The 19,014-nt window shown below is 43.5% G+C and carries 16 protein-coding genes; 15 read left to right on the top strand and 1 reads right to left on the bottom strand.

The window, feature by feature from the left end; all coding sequences use genetic code 11:
- Positions 1–49 precede the first annotated feature (49 nt).
- The 9 genes from H065_RS26400 to H065_RS0119305 all read left to right on the top strand — a co-directional run bounded on the left by H065_RS26400 (position 50) and on the right by H065_RS0119305 (position 10,606).
- The gene (locus H065_RS26400; RefSeq protein WP_017814722.1) at positions 50–709 is read left to right on the top strand and encodes a hypothetical protein; all 660 of its coding nucleotides are present in this window, start codon (positions 50–52) and stop codon (positions 707–709) included.
- Positions 690–2,105, top strand: a complete 1,416-nt coding sequence (locus H065_RS0119270; RefSeq protein ID WP_017814723.1) for a phage baseplate assembly protein V — start codon at positions 690–692, stop codon at positions 2,103–2,105. The genes H065_RS26400 and H065_RS0119270 overlap by 20 nt, the downstream gene beginning before the upstream one ends.
- A 190-nt stretch (positions 2,106–2,295) precedes the next feature.
- Positions 2,296–3,603 carry a pentapeptide repeat-containing protein gene (locus H065_RS26405; RefSeq protein ID WP_017814724.1) on the top strand — a complete coding sequence of 436 codons (1,308 nt, stop codon included), beginning with the start codon at positions 2,296–2,298 and terminating at the stop codon, positions 3,601–3,603.
- On the top strand, positions 3,600–4,130 hold the full coding sequence (locus H065_RS0119280) for a hypothetical protein (RefSeq protein ID WP_017814725.1): 531 nt from the start codon (positions 3,600–3,602) through the stop codon (positions 4,128–4,130). Before H065_RS26405 ends, H065_RS0119280 begins: the two co-directional genes overlap by 4 nt.
- Positions 4,131–4,162: 32 nt before the next feature.
- Complete coding sequence (locus H065_RS0119285) at positions 4,163–4,582, top strand: DUF4280 domain-containing protein (RefSeq protein ID WP_017814726.1); 420 nt, start codon at positions 4,163–4,165, stop codon at positions 4,580–4,582.
- Positions 4,583–4,600: 18 nt separating this feature from the next.
- Positions 4,601–7,897: a deaminase domain-containing protein gene (locus H065_RS0119290; protein WP_017814727.1), complete on the top strand. Its 3,297-nt coding sequence runs from the start codon at positions 4,601–4,603 to the stop codon at positions 7,895–7,897.
- Positions 7,898–7,908: 11 nt separating this feature from the next.
- The gene (locus H065_RS0119295; RefSeq protein ID WP_017814728.1) at positions 7,909–8,595 is read left to right on the top strand and encodes an Imm3 family immunity protein; all 687 of its coding nucleotides are present in this window, start codon (positions 7,909–7,911) and stop codon (positions 8,593–8,595) included.
- Between the two features lie 775 nt (positions 8,596–9,370).
- The gene (locus H065_RS0119300; protein WP_026136344.1) at positions 9,371–9,700 is read left to right on the top strand and encodes a hypothetical protein; all 330 of its coding nucleotides are present in this window, start codon (positions 9,371–9,373) and stop codon (positions 9,698–9,700) included.
- 369 nt (positions 9,701–10,069) lie between these two features.
- Positions 10,070–10,606 (top strand): 3'-5' exonuclease, encoded by a 537-nt coding sequence (locus H065_RS0119305; RefSeq protein ID WP_017814730.1) that lies wholly within the window; start codon positions 10,070–10,072, stop codon positions 10,604–10,606.
- A 221-nt stretch (positions 10,607–10,827) separates the two neighbouring features.
- Here the strand turns inward: H065_RS0119305 and nfi are convergent, their stop codons facing one another.
- A complete protein-coding gene (gene nfi / locus H065_RS0119310) occupies positions 10,828–11,508 on the bottom strand; it encodes a deoxyribonuclease V (RefSeq protein ID WP_017814731.1) in 681 nt (226 codons plus the stop codon).
- A gap of 160 nt (positions 11,509–11,668) precedes the next feature.
- Between nfi and H065_RS0119315 the strand changes: the two genes are divergently transcribed.
- From H065_RS0119315 to H065_RS0119340, 6 genes are all read left to right on the top strand, one after another.
- The gene (locus H065_RS0119315) at positions 11,669–12,142 is read left to right on the top strand and encodes a hypothetical protein (protein WP_017814732.1); all 474 of its coding nucleotides are present in this window, start codon (positions 11,669–11,671) and stop codon (positions 12,140–12,142) included.
- A 258-nt stretch (positions 12,143–12,400) separates the two neighbouring features.
- Positions 12,401–13,267, top strand: a complete 867-nt coding sequence (locus H065_RS0119320) for a DUF6612 family protein (RefSeq protein WP_017814733.1) — start codon at positions 12,401–12,403, stop codon at positions 13,265–13,267.
- A gap of 413 nt (positions 13,268–13,680) precedes the next feature.
- Positions 13,681–14,391: a YitT family protein gene (locus H065_RS26410; RefSeq protein ID WP_051058746.1), complete on the top strand. Its 711-nt coding sequence runs from the start codon at positions 13,681–13,683 to the stop codon at positions 14,389–14,391.
- Between the two features lie 198 nt (positions 14,392–14,589).
- Complete coding sequence (locus tag H065_RS0119330; protein WP_017814735.1) at positions 14,590–16,497, top strand: J domain-containing protein; 1,908 nt, start codon at positions 14,590–14,592, stop codon at positions 16,495–16,497.
- Positions 16,498–16,523: 26 nt separating this feature from the next.
- Entirely contained in the window at positions 16,524–17,186 is a 663-nt protein-coding gene (locus tag H065_RS0119335; RefSeq protein WP_017814736.1) for a DUF1266 domain-containing protein, read from the top strand.
- Between the two features lie 36 nt (positions 17,187–17,222).
- Entirely contained in the window at positions 17,223–18,926 is a 1,704-nt protein-coding gene (locus H065_RS0119340) for a molecular chaperone HscC (RefSeq protein ID WP_017814737.1), read from the top strand.
- Positions 18,927–19,014: the final 88 nt, after the last annotated feature.

Here is a 19,014-nt window from a genome sequence, read left to right on the forward strand (position 1 = left end):
AAAAATCGGTATCATTATTTGCAGTGGGAATGAAAGAAGGTACTTGCTAATGAAACATATGGATGAATATATTATCTCGCGAATGTACGGAACTTCTTCTACAAACTCCAGTTCATCTAACGAACTGAAGAATAAAGGAGCTGTCTTAAATACAGCAGTTGAGGGCTCACAGGAAGAAACAGTAATTACTATAGATGAAAAACCGATTCGCCTTACAGCTGTAGAACTGCCGGAAGAAGGCATAGCGTGTCTGCTTCCTGATTACTTTGCTCCAATGCCTATAGAAGAAGCACGTGTGAAATATCCATCCGAGCAGCGTCCAACCGTAATTTACTGTAATCCGGAAGGCACAGTGGATTTCACACTCAATCCTTCCGATATGGAGGCCGAAGATCATGAATTGGAACAGATTGCCAAGCAGCTCTCTGTTATGCTTCGTGACACACAGCCTATCCGCAGTTGGAAAGGCATGGAGACGCTGACAACCGAGCATATGATGCTAATTATCATGCGCTTTGTAACATCGGCGATTGATGGTCATATTTATAATAAAATGCTCCTGTTTAATCGTAATGGTAGGCTACAAATCGGTACTTTTCATTGTGAAGCCGAACAAATGGAGCAGTGGGAACCAGTGACAGAAGCCATTATCCGTTCATTGCGTTTTTTGACAGAAAAGGAGCATACATATGAGTCTGGATTATCATAATTTGCAAATACAGCCGTTTCCGCTATTGAATCTGGAGCAGTTCAACTTAACAAAGAAAATTAATGAGCACACTCACTTATACTTTACAGGAGTTATTCCTGAAGAAATGAAGGATAGCTATATTAACAGTACGGAGGCAGACACTGTTATTCAGGTAGGGCAGCTGGATGAAAGTGGACAAATCAAACCTTTATTTAGCGGGATTGCACTCTCTATTGAAGTGAAAGTAGTACGCGGTGTGTATTATCTGGAGGTAGAAGCTGCTTCCCATACCTATCGAATGGATGTGCAGCGCCGAATCCGTTCATTTCAGGATGTAGAAATGACTTTACCTGAACTACTAAAACAAATCGGTAAAAATTACGAAGGTTTGGACGTGATCGATGGAGCTACAGGAGGAATAGCAATGAAACGTATTGCTATTCAATACAAAGAAACGGATTGGCAATTTCTTCGCCGCCTCGCGTCACGTTATCATACAAGTCTCATGCCAGTAGCGCAGTTTGATGAACCGAAATTTTATTTCGGTATTCAGCATACATATCAGCCTGTAGCTCTGGACCATACACGTTATACGGTGCGCAAGCGTATGGTACCTTTCCGTTATTTTCAGCAGAATGATGGCACAACCATGGAAGAAAATGATTTTGTAGTATATGAAGTAGAGACCGATGAAGTACTGGATTTAGGCAGCCATATTCATTTTCAAGGCAAAATTCTATATGTAACAGAGGCCTACATGGATATGCATAACGGCTTAATCCGTCACCTCTATGTGCTTAGTTCCTATAAGGGCCTGCGACAGAAAAGTTATTATCAGGAAATACTCGCTGGTGCTTCGCTAAATGGTACGGTCATTGATGTTCAAGGCGATCAAGTAAAAATACAGCTGGATTGTGATGAAAAACAGGATGTATCCAGAGCGCATTGGTTCCCATATTCCACAGTCTATAGTGCGGGGGATCATACAGGTTGGTATGTAATGCCTGAAAAAGGAGACCCGGTTAGTCTGTATTTCCCGGGCAGCAGAGAAGAGGATGGATTCGCACGGGGAGCCATTCGCAGGGCTGCAAGAAACGCCTCCAATAACAAACTTTCCAATCCAGCTGTAAAAATATGGCGTACTCCTTATGGACGTGAGATCCAGTTGGCACCGGATGGAATTACTGTGAGCGCTCAGGACGGCGCTGTATATATCCATCTGGATAATAAAAATGGCATCCAGATTGTCAGCAATCAACAGGTAAGTATCTCTGCAGGTGGCAATCTCAGTCTATCGGCAGGCAAAACGATGAGCTTATCAGCAGGCGGATCGCTGACACTGGATTGTAATGGAAGTCATATTAACCTCAGCGGAACAGCAGATGTGAAGGGTGCCGAAGTAAAATCGAATTAAATTATAATTTGGATGCTCCAGTCCAAAGGATGCCAAAAAAATAAGCACCATGGTGTTGCCCAGTGTAATCGCAGTCTTTATTAAATTGGTAAGAATTACAACCATATACAACTCCATCACGGATATGGCAGAAAATCTGTAACGAAACTCAATAGACCGGATGCAGCATATCTAGAGCAGGTGAGAAATAATGTTTTTAAACAGATCCATAATAACGGCAGAGCAAAAAGAAAGTATACGTAGTCAGGTTAGAGCGCGTATTCAGCAGCAGATGAGAAGTGATTATCGTGTATTTCGAAATGACTGGTTAGAAGAGATCAAAGCAAACTTTATCTCATGCTGTCGTCACATTTGCATTCAGCAGGCTGCTGGCACCAAAGAAGCAGTCCATTACATTTTGTATTCGCTTCTGCGTACTGGGCTGATAGACGATCAGCCTGCCTATCTGATCCAAGCAACAGACGAAAACAATGTCTTTGACCGCGATCCCTTAGAATATGAGTATGACGGTAATTGTCTGTATCGCTATTGGAAACTGCTGTTGGAAGAGCTGGCTGCAGAAGCAAGCAGCAGCGGCTGGCAAATCAGTGTGGTCGAAATGGAGCATATCCGTCTGGAAGAAGCAAATTATTTTCATCATGCAATAATACCTTTATTGCGTAAAGCGATTCGCCAAGCCGTTCAGCTGCCGGAGTATATGGAGATGAATCGATCAGAACAGCTGGAAATACGAGCAGGTGAGTACCTTGATCAGAGTATTTTAATTTACAAAGAGGATTGTACTGATCCCGATGCTGCCGAGATACATCGTTGGCTCTCAGAAAAGAATTCTTACACCTATGGGTATCAGCATATACATGATATAACGCTTTCGATGAATGATTATAAGGAAATGGATTTTAGATACACTACTTTTCAAAATATTCAAGTGGAGCTATGTCGTATGGATTTCTCAATTCTGGCAGGTACCCAGTGGCGGGAATGCAAACTGGAAAAGTCTGCTCTTCCATTCAGTCTGCTGCATGGAGCTGATTTTAGTGGTTGTACATTACAGTATGTACTGCTGGATGGAGTTATGGGATCGGCAGGAATAGAGGAACTGGATTGGGAACCGCTTGGATATGATGGTGTGAATTTTACGCAGACACAAATTTCACATTGCTGGCTGCGGGAGTCCAAACTTCAGGAAGCCTGTTTCCAATACAGCCAACTCGATCAGGTCGATTTCAGCAAAGCAGGTTTGCGACAGGTCGATTTCCGGGAATCCCGGCTTACGAATATTATTTTTCAGGATGCCGATCTTCGAAATGCGTGTTTTGATCACTGCAACCTGGATAATGTTTCTTTTGCAGGAGCTAATTTGCAGGGAGCATCTTTTAACGGAACAAAGCTGAAAAATATAGATTTTACGGATGCTGTATTATCGGTTGAACAGCTGGACGCGCAGCAGCGTCATAATGCATACGGTATCGATGTAGCCGGAGGTAGATTGCAATGAGGTATTTTCAACTATCAGGTGATGATCGCATACCGAATACGATTAAGCCGCCAGCCTGGTCAATTCTTCAGCAGCGTGACATCTTGTCTTCGCTATCACTTCCCGGTCGAGAGCTGCCTCCGTTAACCATTCATGTACATGAAGATGATTATACTATTTATCCGGATATTCTGAACATTCCGGCACCGCTCGTATCGGATTCACTGAAGCAGTTGTTGGAAAAGTTCTTGCCGAACAAAGGATGGCGTGCGGTGATGCTGTCGGATATCGATCGTGGCCGCCAGCATCTATACTGGCTGCTGCAGCCGGACGTTGTTGAAGCCCGTTCTGTTCAAAGTATATTTCGCCCGGATGGTACCTTGAAGCAGCTTGTATTGCATCATGAAAAGATCCAGCAGCCTGTTTTTCGTGTTGCCGGATTGCGTGAACCGTATATCTATATCAATCTGGCTGCAGCAGAAAGTATGCTGCGTCGATCCTATACAGGAATCCGGCTGATTAGAATACCGACAGTGAGAGCAGAATAAATATATTATTCAGGCGTGGAAAGGAGAGACTTATGGAGAATTCCCAGATTCAGGCAGGCAATGGTGCCAAAAAAAGCTATGTAGTAGCAGGGGCTATTCTCAGCTGCAGTTACGGTACGCAGCCTACCCGGCTAAAGCGCCCGTTTAGTCATGGCGTCTATGTCAAAAACAAGGCGCAAATGAATATTGGTGACTATCTGCCGGGTACCAATATCAGCTCATTTGGCCATTGTTCTTGTCTACAAAATCCTGCTGTGCAAGCCAGCAATATGGTCGATATCTATGGTGTCAAAAAGGCGCCATGCATACCAGCACTCACCCGACCATGGCTAAATGGAAAGTCGGATGTGCTGATTGAAGGACAGCCTGCACTTACTCATAACTGCACCCATCAATGTCTGTATGGAGGCAATATCAAGATTGAGAATGATGGACAGGAATTAGATTTCTAGAATAGGAGACTACATACCTTGACTTTACTATTCAAAGGGATTGGCTATGAAAGTCTGCGGCTGGATGGCCCTATTCATCCCCAGCATTTCAATGAGCTGACCATTACCCGCAAAATCAATGAACATGGTTATATGATGGTCACCGGGGTATTGCCAGAAGAACAAGGTGCAGGTATGATTCATCATGAGCTGGAAGGGCAACCGGTGGTGCTTCGTCACTTGGATACGGAGGGTCATTCGGTTCAGCGATTATTTCATGGGATCATTACCCGCTTCACGGTTCACTGTATTCGAAGTGTGTATACGTTTGAGCTGGAAGCGATCTCGCAATCAGGGCAAATGGATGTGGAGCGTAAACGGCGATCTTTTCAGCATACGGAGCAGACGTATGCTGAACTGGTCACTGCACTGGTACGCGAGTATACGTATGGAGATGCTATTGATACCATAGCGAATATTACCCCGTTAGGTGGCCTGGTATTACAGTATGATGAGACGGACTGGCAGTTCCTGAAGCGGCTGGCCTCCCGATTTGGTTCGGTACTTGTCCCGGAGATTACGGCGGCTTCGCCCAAAGTCTTTTTTGGCGTGCCGGAAGGAAAAGCCTATGTGCTCGGTGAAGATACCTTTTACCGAATTCGCAAAACGTTTGGACAGATTCGCTCAGCGGATGGAGATGTAGAAGACTATAGTGGCAATGCAAGTACCTCTTCTAATAACAAGCCTATGCCTGGTTATATCTCCTACTTTATTGACAGCCTGCAGTATTATGCACTGGGGGATCATCTCACCTTGCCAGCGAGTGCCGGTTCGACCGAGTTGGTTGTGGTACAAGCCCATACGGTGCTGCGAGACGGATTACTCGAGACCTCCTATGAACTGCAGCATCCCCAGCAAATCCGATTCTACAGCTATGACAATGAATCGATGATCGGGATTACCCTAACCGGTACGGTAGAGGAAGTAGCGGCTGACTTTGTCCGCGTGAAGCTGGATATCGATGAGGCGTATCATCGTAAGCATCCGAGAGCAGCAGTGAACCAAGAACTCGGCTGGTTTCCAGTCAGTACGCCTTATGCTGCCGAACAGCATACCGGCTGGTACGACATGCCCGAGAAAGGGGAGCAGATCGAGCTGCATATGCCTAATTCTCTGGAATCCAATGCTCATGTGCTAGGCAGCTTGCGCCAGCAAAATGCCGGTATTAGTGATCCGGATACCAAAATATGGAGCCACCCGGCAGGCAGTCAGCTGCAGATGGATGGACAGGAGCTTCGCCTGTTCACTTCTGGTCACATGACGATTTCCTTGCAGCCAGACAGCGGAATTGAGATTACCAGTCCGGGAAGTGTTAGCATTCAGGGCGGCAGTGTACAGCTCAATGCCAGCCAGACATTATCGCTGGAAGCTGGAGAAGCGATTCGCCTGAAAGGCGGCCAGAGCAGCATGATTGTCGATGGCGATACCGATTTGCATGCGCCGACCATTCATGAGGTGGGAACGGTCAAAGCTCCTGTGTTTGTAGCCGATCTTGCCCCAGTACCAGAGCCACCGCTAATGACGATAGAAGCGTACAAAGCCGGTCAGGCCGCAGCGCAGCAGCAGAAGGCGAAAGCTCAGGCAGTAGCTGCACCACCGAAAGCGAAAGTGACCCCACCAGCCGAACAGAAAAAAGCAAGCGGTCTGCTGGGTTTGCTATCCAAGGTGACTGCTGCCATTCCGATGAAGACGACGAGCAAGGTGTTAATGGGAATCAACAACCCGCTGGCAAGAGTGGCAGGAGTAATGATGCAGGTAAATGCTACTGTGCCGGCACGTCGATCCGGCGGCGGAGGTAGTAGCAGAGGAAGTCAGGGCATTGTGACGGCTGCGATTCAGGGCGTCTACCGGGCAGCTGTTCAGGAGCAGCAAGCCAGGTATCATATGTATCAAGCCTGGGGAAAAGCATGGACGAAAGCAAGGCATGTTTCTCTAGGAGATCTGCTTAGCCATCCAAGCCAAGCGTTATCCAATTTAGGGGACGCAGCAAAAGGTATCTATGATGCGTATCAGGAAGTGCCTCCTCATATTCGTCAACATTGGTGGGAAAAGCAAAAAGCATATGAGGCCAAACAGGCTGCAGAAGAAAAAGCCAGACAAGAAGCTGCGAAACGCGCAGAGGAAGCTACTTTTATAGGTGGATTTAATAAATCCATGAATAGTTTGGGTGGGTTAGTCACTGACTTTTGGGGTGGCGTTACTGAGCGTAATGATCACAAACTGGATTCAACTTATGACTTTGTAAATTGGATTTTAATTGGTATTCCAGGCGGCATTAAAAATATAGCCGATATGAATGAAAGCAATTATAACCGAATTCAAGGTAATACAGACATTTATGGCTGGGCAAACTGGCTGACATCAGGAACGCTGGATATGGCCGGTGGAGCTCTAAATCCTAAAGATCCCTTCTCAAAAGAACACTGGGCCAATAGCATTGGCTTAGCAGGGTTGTTTTTTGGGCTTAAAGGTTTTCCAGTGAAGGGAATAGCTGGAGAAAAGCTTCCGCCCGCTAAAGTATCGACTGCTCCGATAGTAGATTCTGCCTCAGCCACAAGAAGCCGGGTCGAAGCGAATATTGCCGATAGCCGAGCGGCGCGTGAAAGTTCGAATATTGGAGACCACTTTAAAGCAGAGCAATCATTAGAACAGGAACGAGCCAATGGTAAATCTTCAAGTCAAAAAATAGATACATTTAAATCACTTGATGGTCATACGCCTCATGAACATAGATATGCTCGTGATCCAGATACTGAGCAATTATTAGATTTTGAATGGGTAACGACAAAAGCAGCTGATCTGGATAAAGACCGAGCATTACTGGATACTGCTGCAAGTTATAAAGGTAAATTATCTAATACAGTTCTTAAAAGCGGAAAAGGAAATTTTTCTTACACAAAAGTAGATTTAGATATAAAATTACCTAAAACCGAATATTATGCTCATAGTCAAATCGAAAAGCATTCGGGAAATCCTAATATAAAAGATATATCTGAAATGCCTGAGGAACCAAAGTTTGAAGCTAAAGTAGCACCAAATGGTCTTGGAATTGAATCTTTGAGAGATGATGATACTGAGTATAAAATATTAAATAATATAGCAAAAGATATAGGTGATAAGCCAAATGTAAAAGGTAAAATAACTTTGTTTACAGAAAAAGATACTTGTGGTAGCTGTAATTATATCATTAGTCAGTTTAAAGAATATTATAAATTTATCCAAATTGAAGTAGTACACAATCAAGGAAAACCTATCATTCCCATTAAAAAAAATTAAGGAGTAAAATTATGACCACAAATCCACTTTACCAAGAATTAATAGATTCATTCAATGAGACATTTCAAGACTATAAAAAGAGAAACATGAGTAATTTAGAGGCTTTATCTAAAACTTACGAAGATTTTGAGTTGATTATGAATCAAGGAGATTTACAGAAAGCTATAATATTAATCGAATATTGTGAGAAAGTCATGCAACAACCATATATATTTTATAAATCAAAAGATTATTTAATAAATTATCTTAAAGAAATTAATTATGATTTAGTAAAAAAAGAACTGTCAAGTATGCAATATGATGAATTGATTAAAAAAAGAGACAAAGCAATATCTGAGCTTAACAACAAACCCTTAACCAATAGTGCAAGAGCTAGATGGTATTATAGCGAATTAACTACTGAAGTTATTAATTATTATAAAACAATTTTTCAAAGTGATATAACAGCAGAGCAATTAATAAAGAAGACTTTAGATCGGTTTAAAAGAGATTGTAAAAATACTAAAAGTGAAAAATTTGTGGTTTATATTACCCTTGCTGAACAATTACTGAGTAGTGGCTTAATAAATAGCATTGATTTTGAAAGCCTTAAAACTGTTTTAAAAGAATATAATGTTGAGGAATTAGGAGAGCAACTAACCAATAATGAAAAAGAAGAGCTTCAAGCACGTATTGATAAGGTTTTGAAAGTTTTGTAATTATTATTTAATCCAGAAGAGTATTACAGAATTAAATAAAACTAGACTGGCACAGTAGTACTATTTTATTTATATTATAGGATGCTGTGTCGGTCTTTCATAATGATTTGGAGGTTCCTATTCAGTATGCGATCACATATTACTAGATTAAAATCATGCCTAGATGATCTTTACTGGTATTATCAAATTATATGTCAAAGCTTCAAACGATATACCCAGGTAAAAGCATGTATTACCAATATCCAATTTTCTTTGGCATAGTTATGTAAGTGGAAAACAGGTAATCAACAGAGTGCATTACCTGACCGATAAAGCCATCTCGCATACATATGGACTGGATAGCAAGCGTTATAAGTGTTCATTTAGAATCTGCTAATAACTTAATAACAAACAGATCCACAAAATTGCCACACCCTATGGCAAAGTGTAGGATCAAGATATTGGCACCAACGAATAAGCGAGAAGCAACTTCTTGATACAGAATGAAGAAAACAACAGGGAATACCTTAAGCGCTTTGCCTCACGTTTAAGACTTAAGTTATAGGATACTAACATTTTACTTTGAACTTCGAATGATGAAAGAGTTCCGCCAATAATAATTTGACGTGACCTCAGATTATCGAGCAAATCTTTAATCTTAATCAAACGAGTATAAAATTTGTTGTATATGATTATTTGCATAAGTATTTTAATCGTATAATTAAAATACTACTGGAAAGTACCAAAAGAAGTGGTGAAGTCAAATACTAAGGAAAAACAGGAGGAAACGTACGTGATTTTGATTTGGAAAGGCTGGGGAATTTTAAATATTGTGATTATGGGGGTGATGGTTTTTGCGGTACATGGATTACTTTCCCTTGTAGGACTGGATGGAATCGACTCGCGGTTGCCGATGGCATTGGCCTTCATTATATCCGGTATGATCATCTGGCATCTGGGGAAGAAGTTCAATGCCAAGTCGGATCGTGTTTTTATTGATCAGGAGACCGGTGAAGCTTTCCGTATGGGCAACCAGCATAGTCTTTTCTTTATTCCTATGCATTATTGGGGACCCATTGGGCTGGTTCTTGGTTTCGTCTGTATCTTGACCGCTCTTTTCGATTAATACTGGCGGATAGCCGCAGACGATAGCTTGATCGTACGACCCACTTGTCAAGTAATATGAAAGATACATACTTATAAGCAGCAGATATATTACAACTGTCTCATGTACATAGAACGGTATACATGTTTACCTTAATAGATACAGAGTTTGCTGAGTAGGATCGCCGCATATTACTGCATGAGTATAACTACAAAAAATCACAAAAAACAGGCCGTTCCCGGCGTATAAAAGCTACTGGGAACAGCCTGTTTTCTGTATGTATCCGTGTGTCCATATCAGGCAAAATCAAGAGAGGAGCGATATGATAACATATATAGTATTATTCCTTTATAGCATCGTTCTCTGTTTATCCATACTGAAGGAGGCAACATGAACTATATTATTTTTGACCTGGAAGCGACCTGCTGGCAAGAGCATACTTCCAGAGCCAGAGAGATTATTGAGATTGGAGCCGTACGACTCGACGACCGGCTGCAGCAGATCGGAGAGTACCAGACATTTGTACGACCGGTACTGCATTACCAGCTCTCCCCATTCTGTACGCAGCTAACATCCATTTCACAAGAGCAGATCGAGCATGCTCCCTATTTTCCGGAAGCGCTCAGCGGATTCCGGAGCTGGATCGGGACGGAGGAGTATCTGTTATGTTCGTGGGGATTCTATGACCGGCGTCAGCTGGAACAGGACTGCCGACTGCATCAATTGCCAAGCGATTGGCTTCAGCAGCATATCAGTATCAAACATCAGCATGGACGGATGATTGGCCGCGAAAAGGGAATAGGCATGCAGCGTGCCCTGCAGATGATGAATCTGCCATTTCTCGGGACACCTCATCGTGCTATCGATGATGCACGCAATATCGCTGGTATTTTTACTCATATATTCGAGCATATTCGCTGGGAATAATACAACTACAGTCTCCTCGAACCAAAACTAGATGAAGTACACTGCAAATTTGCTCTTACTCATCTACCATAGAATTTAGATTTCATGAACCCTAATAACATTTAGAATGAAGCTGATGATATGAAAATAAGCGAAGCATTCAATAATGTATATAGCCGGATAGCAAGTAACCATTTGGACATTGATTTGAAATAATCCAAACCAAGTCCTTCAATGACCAATCAAAGCTGCTGCTCAGACATTGCCTTGCGTACAAGTTGATCTGCCATCCTGGTCGTCTCGGGCAAGCGATAGCGCGGAGCAAGCCGCAGAATCCATTCGTTGGCAGATTCCAGGCTGATGCGGTGCCCTACGGATACAAATACAGGTTTTACATCAGTCTGTGTGCGCAGTACACTACCCACTTTTTCTTCTCCATCAATGAGAGGAGCAGCGGATCCGCGGCTCCGGCCTGGCTCTGTATACTCACCGATCAATCTCGTTTTTCCACAGCCAATAGCAGGCACATCCAATAACAGGCCCAGATGACAGGCCAGTCCAAAGCGTCTCGGATGAGCGAGTCCCTGGCTGTCGCATACGATCAGCTGTGGTTCATGATGAACCTGCTCCAATGCCTTAATCACCGGTGGCAGTTCCCGGAAAGAGAACAGACTCGGCAGATAAGAGAATTGTACAGCATCCTTTACCGTGATCGATTCGACCACTTCCAGCGTAACGGCGTTCAGGATAACGACGGCTGCGATCAGCTGATCCGTGTGCTCACTGTAGGCAACATCTACTCCAGCCACATAATGGATATCTGGCAGCTGATCCGTTGTGATTATCTGTTCAGCCAGCTCTTGCTGAAGTAATATGGCTTCTTCTTCATTCAAATCCCAGCGATGCTGAAGATTTACTTTCATCATTTTTCCCACCTGTCTTTATGTATTATAGATATCAAGCAATCGGATAGTTTTCATATTATGTATGATACATAGTATAATGGCAAAATGTAAACGCAGGCTGTTATAGTCAGCTTCGTTTATATTTCTTACAATCCTTTCTGGCAGGTGACTATATCCTATGACAATACCCGTTAGCTATGGTGAGAATATTATTGTAGCGGTTCGACTAGAAGGCAGCTGGAGCTGGTATGTGACAGAAAAGGAATACTGGTTTATGGATCTGCCCCGATTTGAACAAGCCTTTGCACATAAAGGACATACATTATCTGCGGATACGGATTATGATTATCGTTTCCATATTCCGGTATTGAATGAGAATACCGTGCATACTTTTTTGAAATGTATTCAAGAAGAGCAGTTTAGCGTGGCCGATCTGCATGCAGGCTTCATTGCAGAGGTCAACAAGCATGGTGGAGATTCGGAATTTGTAGCAGGCTGGACGCCATCGCTGCTGCTTGATTTTGATCAGCGCCAGTTGTTTTCCTATTTTCCCGAGCCTGCTTCGTTCGAACAATATGTGCCGGATGGATGGACGGGGCATTACGAGAATTTTATGGAACAGCTTCCTGATGAGCAGAAATACTGGTTATAGGTATCCGCAGTCGCTTTGCATTTTAGTAGAGCGGTCAGCAACCCCATTATCTACATGAAATAATGGGGAGGGGATACTGATGATTTCATTTCGTAAATAACTGGTTATAACAAGGGAATGACGAACTATGACGAATAACTATTTATTTGTAGAAACCTGACATCAACTTTACTACCAATTTTTCGGGGCTTGCCGCCCTTTTATTTCCAATTAAATTACTGTATAATAAGTTGACTATAAAAAATGGGGGTTTTTGTTTTGAAAAAGTTTAGCGTTGTATTACTCGGAGCAGCAGTAGCTGTATCACTGGCAGCTTGTGGTAATGATCAGGAAGCCGCAAAAGCACCTGCCAACACTACCGCACCTGCAGGTACAGAAGCATCTACTACCGCTCCAGCAGCCGTACCTACAGCAGATGAGCTGTTGACCAAAGCGAGTGAAGCAGCAGCCAAAGTAAAAAGTTATGCTGCAGACGCAGTCATCAAGCAGGATATTACTGTAAGTGTAGATGGCAAGGAACAAAAAATGCAGAATGAGAACTCTACAACAATGGAAGTTGTTCAAGAGCCAATGTCTGCACACATGAATATCTCTACCAAAGTGGTACAAGGTGAGCAAAACCAGGAGCAAAAGCAGGAACTGTACATAACAAATGATGCAGTGTATCTGAACGCTAACGATACCTGGCAGAAAGCACCAGACTCTGCCAAGCAGCAGTTTGTTGATCTGATCAAACAACAGGGTACCCTGAAAGATACGATCGATCGCATGAAATCCATGGCAAGCGACACTAAAGTAACCGATGAGGGCGATCACTACAATCTGGTAGCTACGCTGACCGGCGACAAAGTAAAAGAACAGGCTCAAAAGTTCCTGAGCGGTGATGCTGCCAATGCACAAATGGCTGAAATGATGAAACAAATGAATATTCATGATATGGAAGTTACTTATATGATGGACAAAACGACTTCCAATCTGACAGGTGCTGCTGTCAAAATGACAATGGATATGGATCAGCAGGGTCAGAAAATGAACCTTGTCATGGATATGGACAGCACATATTCCAAATACAACGGGTTCGACAAAATTGAAGTTCCGGCTGACGTTGTAAAAAGCGCGAAGTAATTAATTACAAGAAACACCGTATATACACTATAAAAGGCTGTAAACTCAATGATCCAATGGATTAGGCTGAGTTTACAGCCTTTTTCTGTAAATTACCGTCGTTAATCATCCCAAATGAAGAACAAGCAAGTTGTTTAGCAGCAGTATCGGCGTGGTATAATAAATATAGCTTCATATTCTATAATCAAGAAAGGATCAGGATACCATGTGTCCCCGAAGGATGATTTCCCAAAGGACGATTTGGAAACGTTATGATCTCTCCTATACTTAGCTTTTCCGTAGAGTAGTCATTATTTGGATCTATTCTTACGGAAGAGGAGATAATTGTATGCGAAGGACAAAGTCCTCAAGGTGTACCTCCCGTAAGAACAGGTCTTGTCAGACCACACTTACGAGAAAACGAGGGAGCCTGTATGAGGAGAAGAACAAATTGGAACACAAGTTGGTTGGTGGCAGGGAAGCAAATCCTGGCCATACTATTGGGTACGTTTATTCTGGCGTTTGCTTATTATCATATTAATTTTTACAACAATCTGTCGGAAGGCGGATTTGTTGGGTTGGCGCTACTGGGCAAGTATTTGTTTGGCTGGTCGCCGGCCTGGAGCACATTTGTACTGGATATTCCGGTTATTCTACTGGCCTGGTGGCTAAAAGGGCACCGTTTTATGGTCTACACACTGATTGGAGCCGCATCATTTTCCATCTTCTATTCGGGATTCGAACAGCTATCGCCGTTTGTCGTGGACTTACACGGGAATCTGCTTATTGCAGCAGCTCTATCTGGTCTGTTGACCGGTCTCGGAGCAGGTATTGTGCTCCGTTATGGAGGGGCCACGGGAGGCGACGATGTATTATCGAGATTAATCAGCGAATGGAAAGGCTGGAAAATCGGTAATGTTTTCTTTATTGGTGATGTGATTGTATTGGGCTTGTGCCTGTTTTTCCTGCCTTTCAAAGAAACGATGTATACGATGCTGGCAGTCTGGTTGGCAGGCAAGATGATTACATGGACGATAAATGTAAAAGTGGGATTCAAGCTTCCTCATTTTATGCGTCCGGACAAATCGGCTGCACCGATTCAGATTCCTGTCAAAACAACCGCGTCTGTTCAGCAGTCGCACTAAATGAATAATTAATAAAGGATATCGAACATCCGCTTGGCACCATTGTGCTCAAGCGGATTTTTATTTTGCGCAAATATGCAAAGTGTATATCATAGTGTACGTTCTTTTGCAAAAATACGACTTTCGTATGGTTGGCTTGGGGGCCAACTTCTTATAGAATAAAGCGATTGATAAGATAGGGAAACGAGGAATAATAAAATGGATATATGGATGCAGCTCGGGATTGAAAAAACCAATGATATCCGCGTAATTAAAAAAGCCTATGCCCGGTTGCTCAAGCAAACGCATCCTGAGGATGATCCTGAAGGTTATCAGCGATTAAGGGAAACGTATGACAAAGCAATTCGCTGGGCTCGCAACAATAAAACCTCTGGCAACATCATAAATGAACAGGCTGGCGAACCTGATCATTTCCATCCGAATACATATGAGACAAACAAACAAGGGGATATTCATTTCGCTGATGAAGCTATGTTCACTTTATCAGAAGATGATGGTTTTGATAGTGAAAAAGAAGCACATCTGTCCTCACAGCGAACGAACTGGCAGCAGACAGTAATCGAGGAAAGTGATCCGGTAGAAGAATTTATGGAGCAGACTTTCCATATATATCATAATTTCGCTATGCGTGTGGAGCTGAGCAATTGGATAGAGCTAATGAATCATCCTGCTGTATGGAATATAAGCATGCAGGAAGTGATCAGTGAGTTATTGCTTGATTTCCTGGAAGATCATCATTATTTGCCACCGGCTGTATGGGAACTGTTAAAAAATACATTCAATTGGCAGCGAGAACTGGAAGAGGATCAAGCCTATTTTACAAATCAGTATCCACGTTTGTATTTTCATATGTTCAGGGCTTCATTCGAGACGGATGAAGGCTATATCTGGTTAAGTCGTTATGCAGATCAGGATATGGAACATTATCTATTCTGCCGGTCTGCTGCCTATTCCGAGCTGATGATGGGAGAAATGGAACAGGCAGCCAGCAAGATTGCGGAGGCGCTGGAATTTGTACAGGATGATGCCGATCTGCTTCGAATCCGGATACAGTACCATATTCTGAATGGAGAACAAGAGCAGGCTATTGCGCTGTGCAGTGGCTGGCTTCAGAATAGACCCGATGACAGAACTATTCATTTGCTTTATTTTCACTTGCTGAAGAACAATGCGAATATGCAGGAACATGAAGCTTATTTATTTCAGCTTCTGGAACGTTACCCTGAAGAGCCAATGCTGCAGCTTGCATCTGCACGTCTTCATATGGGGCGAGAGGAGTGGGAGATGGCAGAATCCTGCTGTCAGGCCGTACTTGGCCAGCACCCTGCTCATGCAGAAGCAATTCTGCTGCTGGCTGAAGTACAGATGAGATTGCTGCAACAGGTGACACCGGATCGGCGCAGACGATTGAATCTGGAGCTGGGTCGCTGGACAGCATTTGTTCGGATCAAGCGATTTTTCGGAATCTTGCTGAGGGAAAAGTGGCCGGGGCTGTTGACGATGGCACTACTCTGTTTGGTGATTGTATATACCTATCAATCGACTACAGGGCATTCACTCGGAGAGTATTTGAACCCAACAGGAACCTATGAAGTCAAATCAGGCTCCGAGCTGGCACGCCTTCAGCCTGGCGATCCGGTTCATGCGTATGCCAAAGGCGGCACATATACCGATATGCAGCTACTGAACTGGGTGCATGGGGAAACATTCATTATGTCTTCTGCCAAAGCCAAGGCGAATAATGTGCTTCAAGCAAGCGGCTACTTGTATGTGGTTCGTCTTGGACAATCTTCGGTGCCGGTAAGTGTGAATTATGAGACAGCCATGAAGCTGTACAATAACCAGCAAGCCGAGCTGATAGGAAATGCATACCCACTGCCACCCGAACAATTGAACACGATAAAGAAAAAAATGTTGGGTTACGCATCCAATTCGCTGGAAGGGTATCCGTTGACCTCTTATTATATTCAGGCCAAGGAAGGCAAGGCTCAATCCACGCTTCCGCCTGCACCACCGACAGCCAAATTCTATGTCTTACTGATTCTTGTATTATTTACGATGTTCCTGCAGGGAGTCTATCGGGCATGGAGATTCAGCAGATACTAGACAGGATCAGGAAAGGAGGCCACTTAATGCTTGCAAAGAATCAGCTGACACTCACAAAAGATAGTTTGGCTCTGTTGTCGATCTATGGATCATTAAGTCTTCAGAACGGTGAATACTTTCAACAGAATCCCAGGTTGCTTTTCAGGAATAAAATAAACTGTCGCAATCAGCTCAAAGCATTCTGGAATATTGAAAATAAGGAAAGCATGATTCGACATATGGACTGGGTGCTGCAGACAGGATATCGCGAAGAGTACAGCATACTCCATAAGCGCTTCTCCATGATGACCGGTCCCGCTTGCCAAACGTATATTGATAATCTTGTTGGAGATTCAGAAGCGCGTTACCAGGCTGGGATCGTCTATCAATACCTTTATTCGGTTCCTGTTGCAGGGATAGCAGCATACGATTACGCTTTTGCCCTGTATGCCGCTTATGCTGGTGTAGCAGCCGGTTATCTAACAGAGAACGAAAAAAATCATTATGCTTCCCTGTTCGTACGGAAGATCCAACAAGAAATAAATGGACCACGAGATTATGTACTCGGTTATATGATAGGCATCCAGTATGTGCAGGTAGGTGCTGATCCAGAGTATATTGCCAAACAGAAAATAGCATTTACCAAAATGATCACTTCTTCCAAAAGCCTTTTGTACACAGTGAGTTTTTGGAAAAAGTCCCATTCCTGATCAAGAGACGGTTCTGCAGAAAGGAGCAACCATAGTATGACAATGATCGGAATCGATCTGGGAACAACGAATAGCTTGGTAGGTTGCTGGACCGAATCAGGGCCCGTGCTGATTCCCAATGTGCTTGGTAAAAATCTGACTCCTTCCGTCGTAAGTGTGGATGATAATGGAGAGATTCTGGTTGGGCAGATTGCCAAAGAGCGTATGATTACTCATCCGCATGTCACCGCGTCTGCCTTCAAGCGTTATATGGGAACCGAAAAACGTTATCATCTGGGTAACTATACTTTTTCTCCCGAAGAACTTTCTTCTTTTGTGATACGTTCTCTCAAGGAGGATGCCGAAGCCTATTTGAGACATGAGGTCACGGAAGCGGTTATTAGTGTGCCGGCTTATTTTAATGATACCCAGCGGCGAATGACCCGGCGCGCAGCCGAACTGGCAGGTTTAAACGTAGAACGCTTGATCAGCGAGCCGACAGCAGCAGCAATTTCATATAGTTTGCATGAGCAACAGGAAGATACGACATTTCTGGTATTCGATCTGGGTGGAGGTACATTCGATGTCTCTATCCTTGAGTTTTTTGAAGGTGTGATGGAAGTCAAATCGATTGCCGGAGATAACTACCTGGGCGGCGAAGATTTTACACAGCTGCTGACATCTCATTTTATCGCTACACATCAGTTGGATGACGCATCGCTGGATTCCAAAGAGCGATCTGCTTTATTCAAACAGGCAGAAATATGCAAACGTGGAATCAGTACGCATCCAGGGCGTGGACAGATGACATTTACACAGGGAGAGCAGCATTACGAGTTGGAAATAGACAAGGATGAATTCGAGAAAATTGCTGCACCTTTGATTCTGCGTCTTCGTCATCCGGTAGAGCGGGCCATGCGAGATGCGCAACTATCTTCTGACGAGCTGGATGCGGTTATTCTGATTGGTGGGGCTACACGCATGCCAATGATCCGCTCGGTGATCAGCAAGATGTTCGGACAGCTGCCTTTTACACAGATTAATCCCGATGAGGCGGTTGCTCTTGGGGCTGCTATCCAGGTAGCACTCAAGGAACGTAATGAAGCGCTCAAGGAAGTTATTTTAACGGATGTATGTCCATTCACGCTGGGGATTGAGACGAGTCACCGAACCCATGCAGACAATTATGAGTCCGGATATTTCTCACCTATTATTGAGCGCAATACCCCGATCCCGGTGAGTAGAGTAGAAGAGTACTGTACTCTTTATGACCAGCAGAAGCAAATCAGGGTGAACATTTTTCAGGGAGAGAACCGGAAAGTCGAGAATAATGTGAAAATCGGAGAGCTTAACGTAGATGTTCCTCGCGGAGCAGCCGGAGAGCAGATTATTGCGGTACGGTTCACTTATGATATTAATGGTATTCTGGAAGTGGACGTGACTACAGTCAGTACCGGAGTAACTCGCACTATTGTTATTGAAAAAGAGCCGGGTAAGCTCTCAACCGAAGAGATCCAGCAACGTCTGGAGCAGCTCAAAGAGATCAAGATTCATCCGCGGGATCGTACAGAGAATCGTCTGCTGCTGGCGCAGGCCGAGCGACTGTATGAAGAAACACTCGGTGAAAAGCGGCGGGAGATCGAAATCTGGACCCGCCAATTTGAAAATGTGCTGGCTCTGCAGGATGAACATAAATTAAGGGCAGCAGCAGTAGAATTCAAAAAGAAGCTGGAGCTTTTGGAAAAATGGTTTGATTATTAAATTTGTACGTATAGTCAAAGGATCTGCGACGAGAATATAAAAGTAAGAAAAAAGACATCCGGCCTATAAACTGTACCCTACAAGATGG

The sequence above is a fragment of the Paenibacillus shenyangensis genome, assembly GCF_000346635.1.
GTDB classification, from domain to species: domain Bacteria; phylum Bacillota; class Bacilli; order Paenibacillales; family Paenibacillaceae; genus Saccharibacillus; species Saccharibacillus dauci.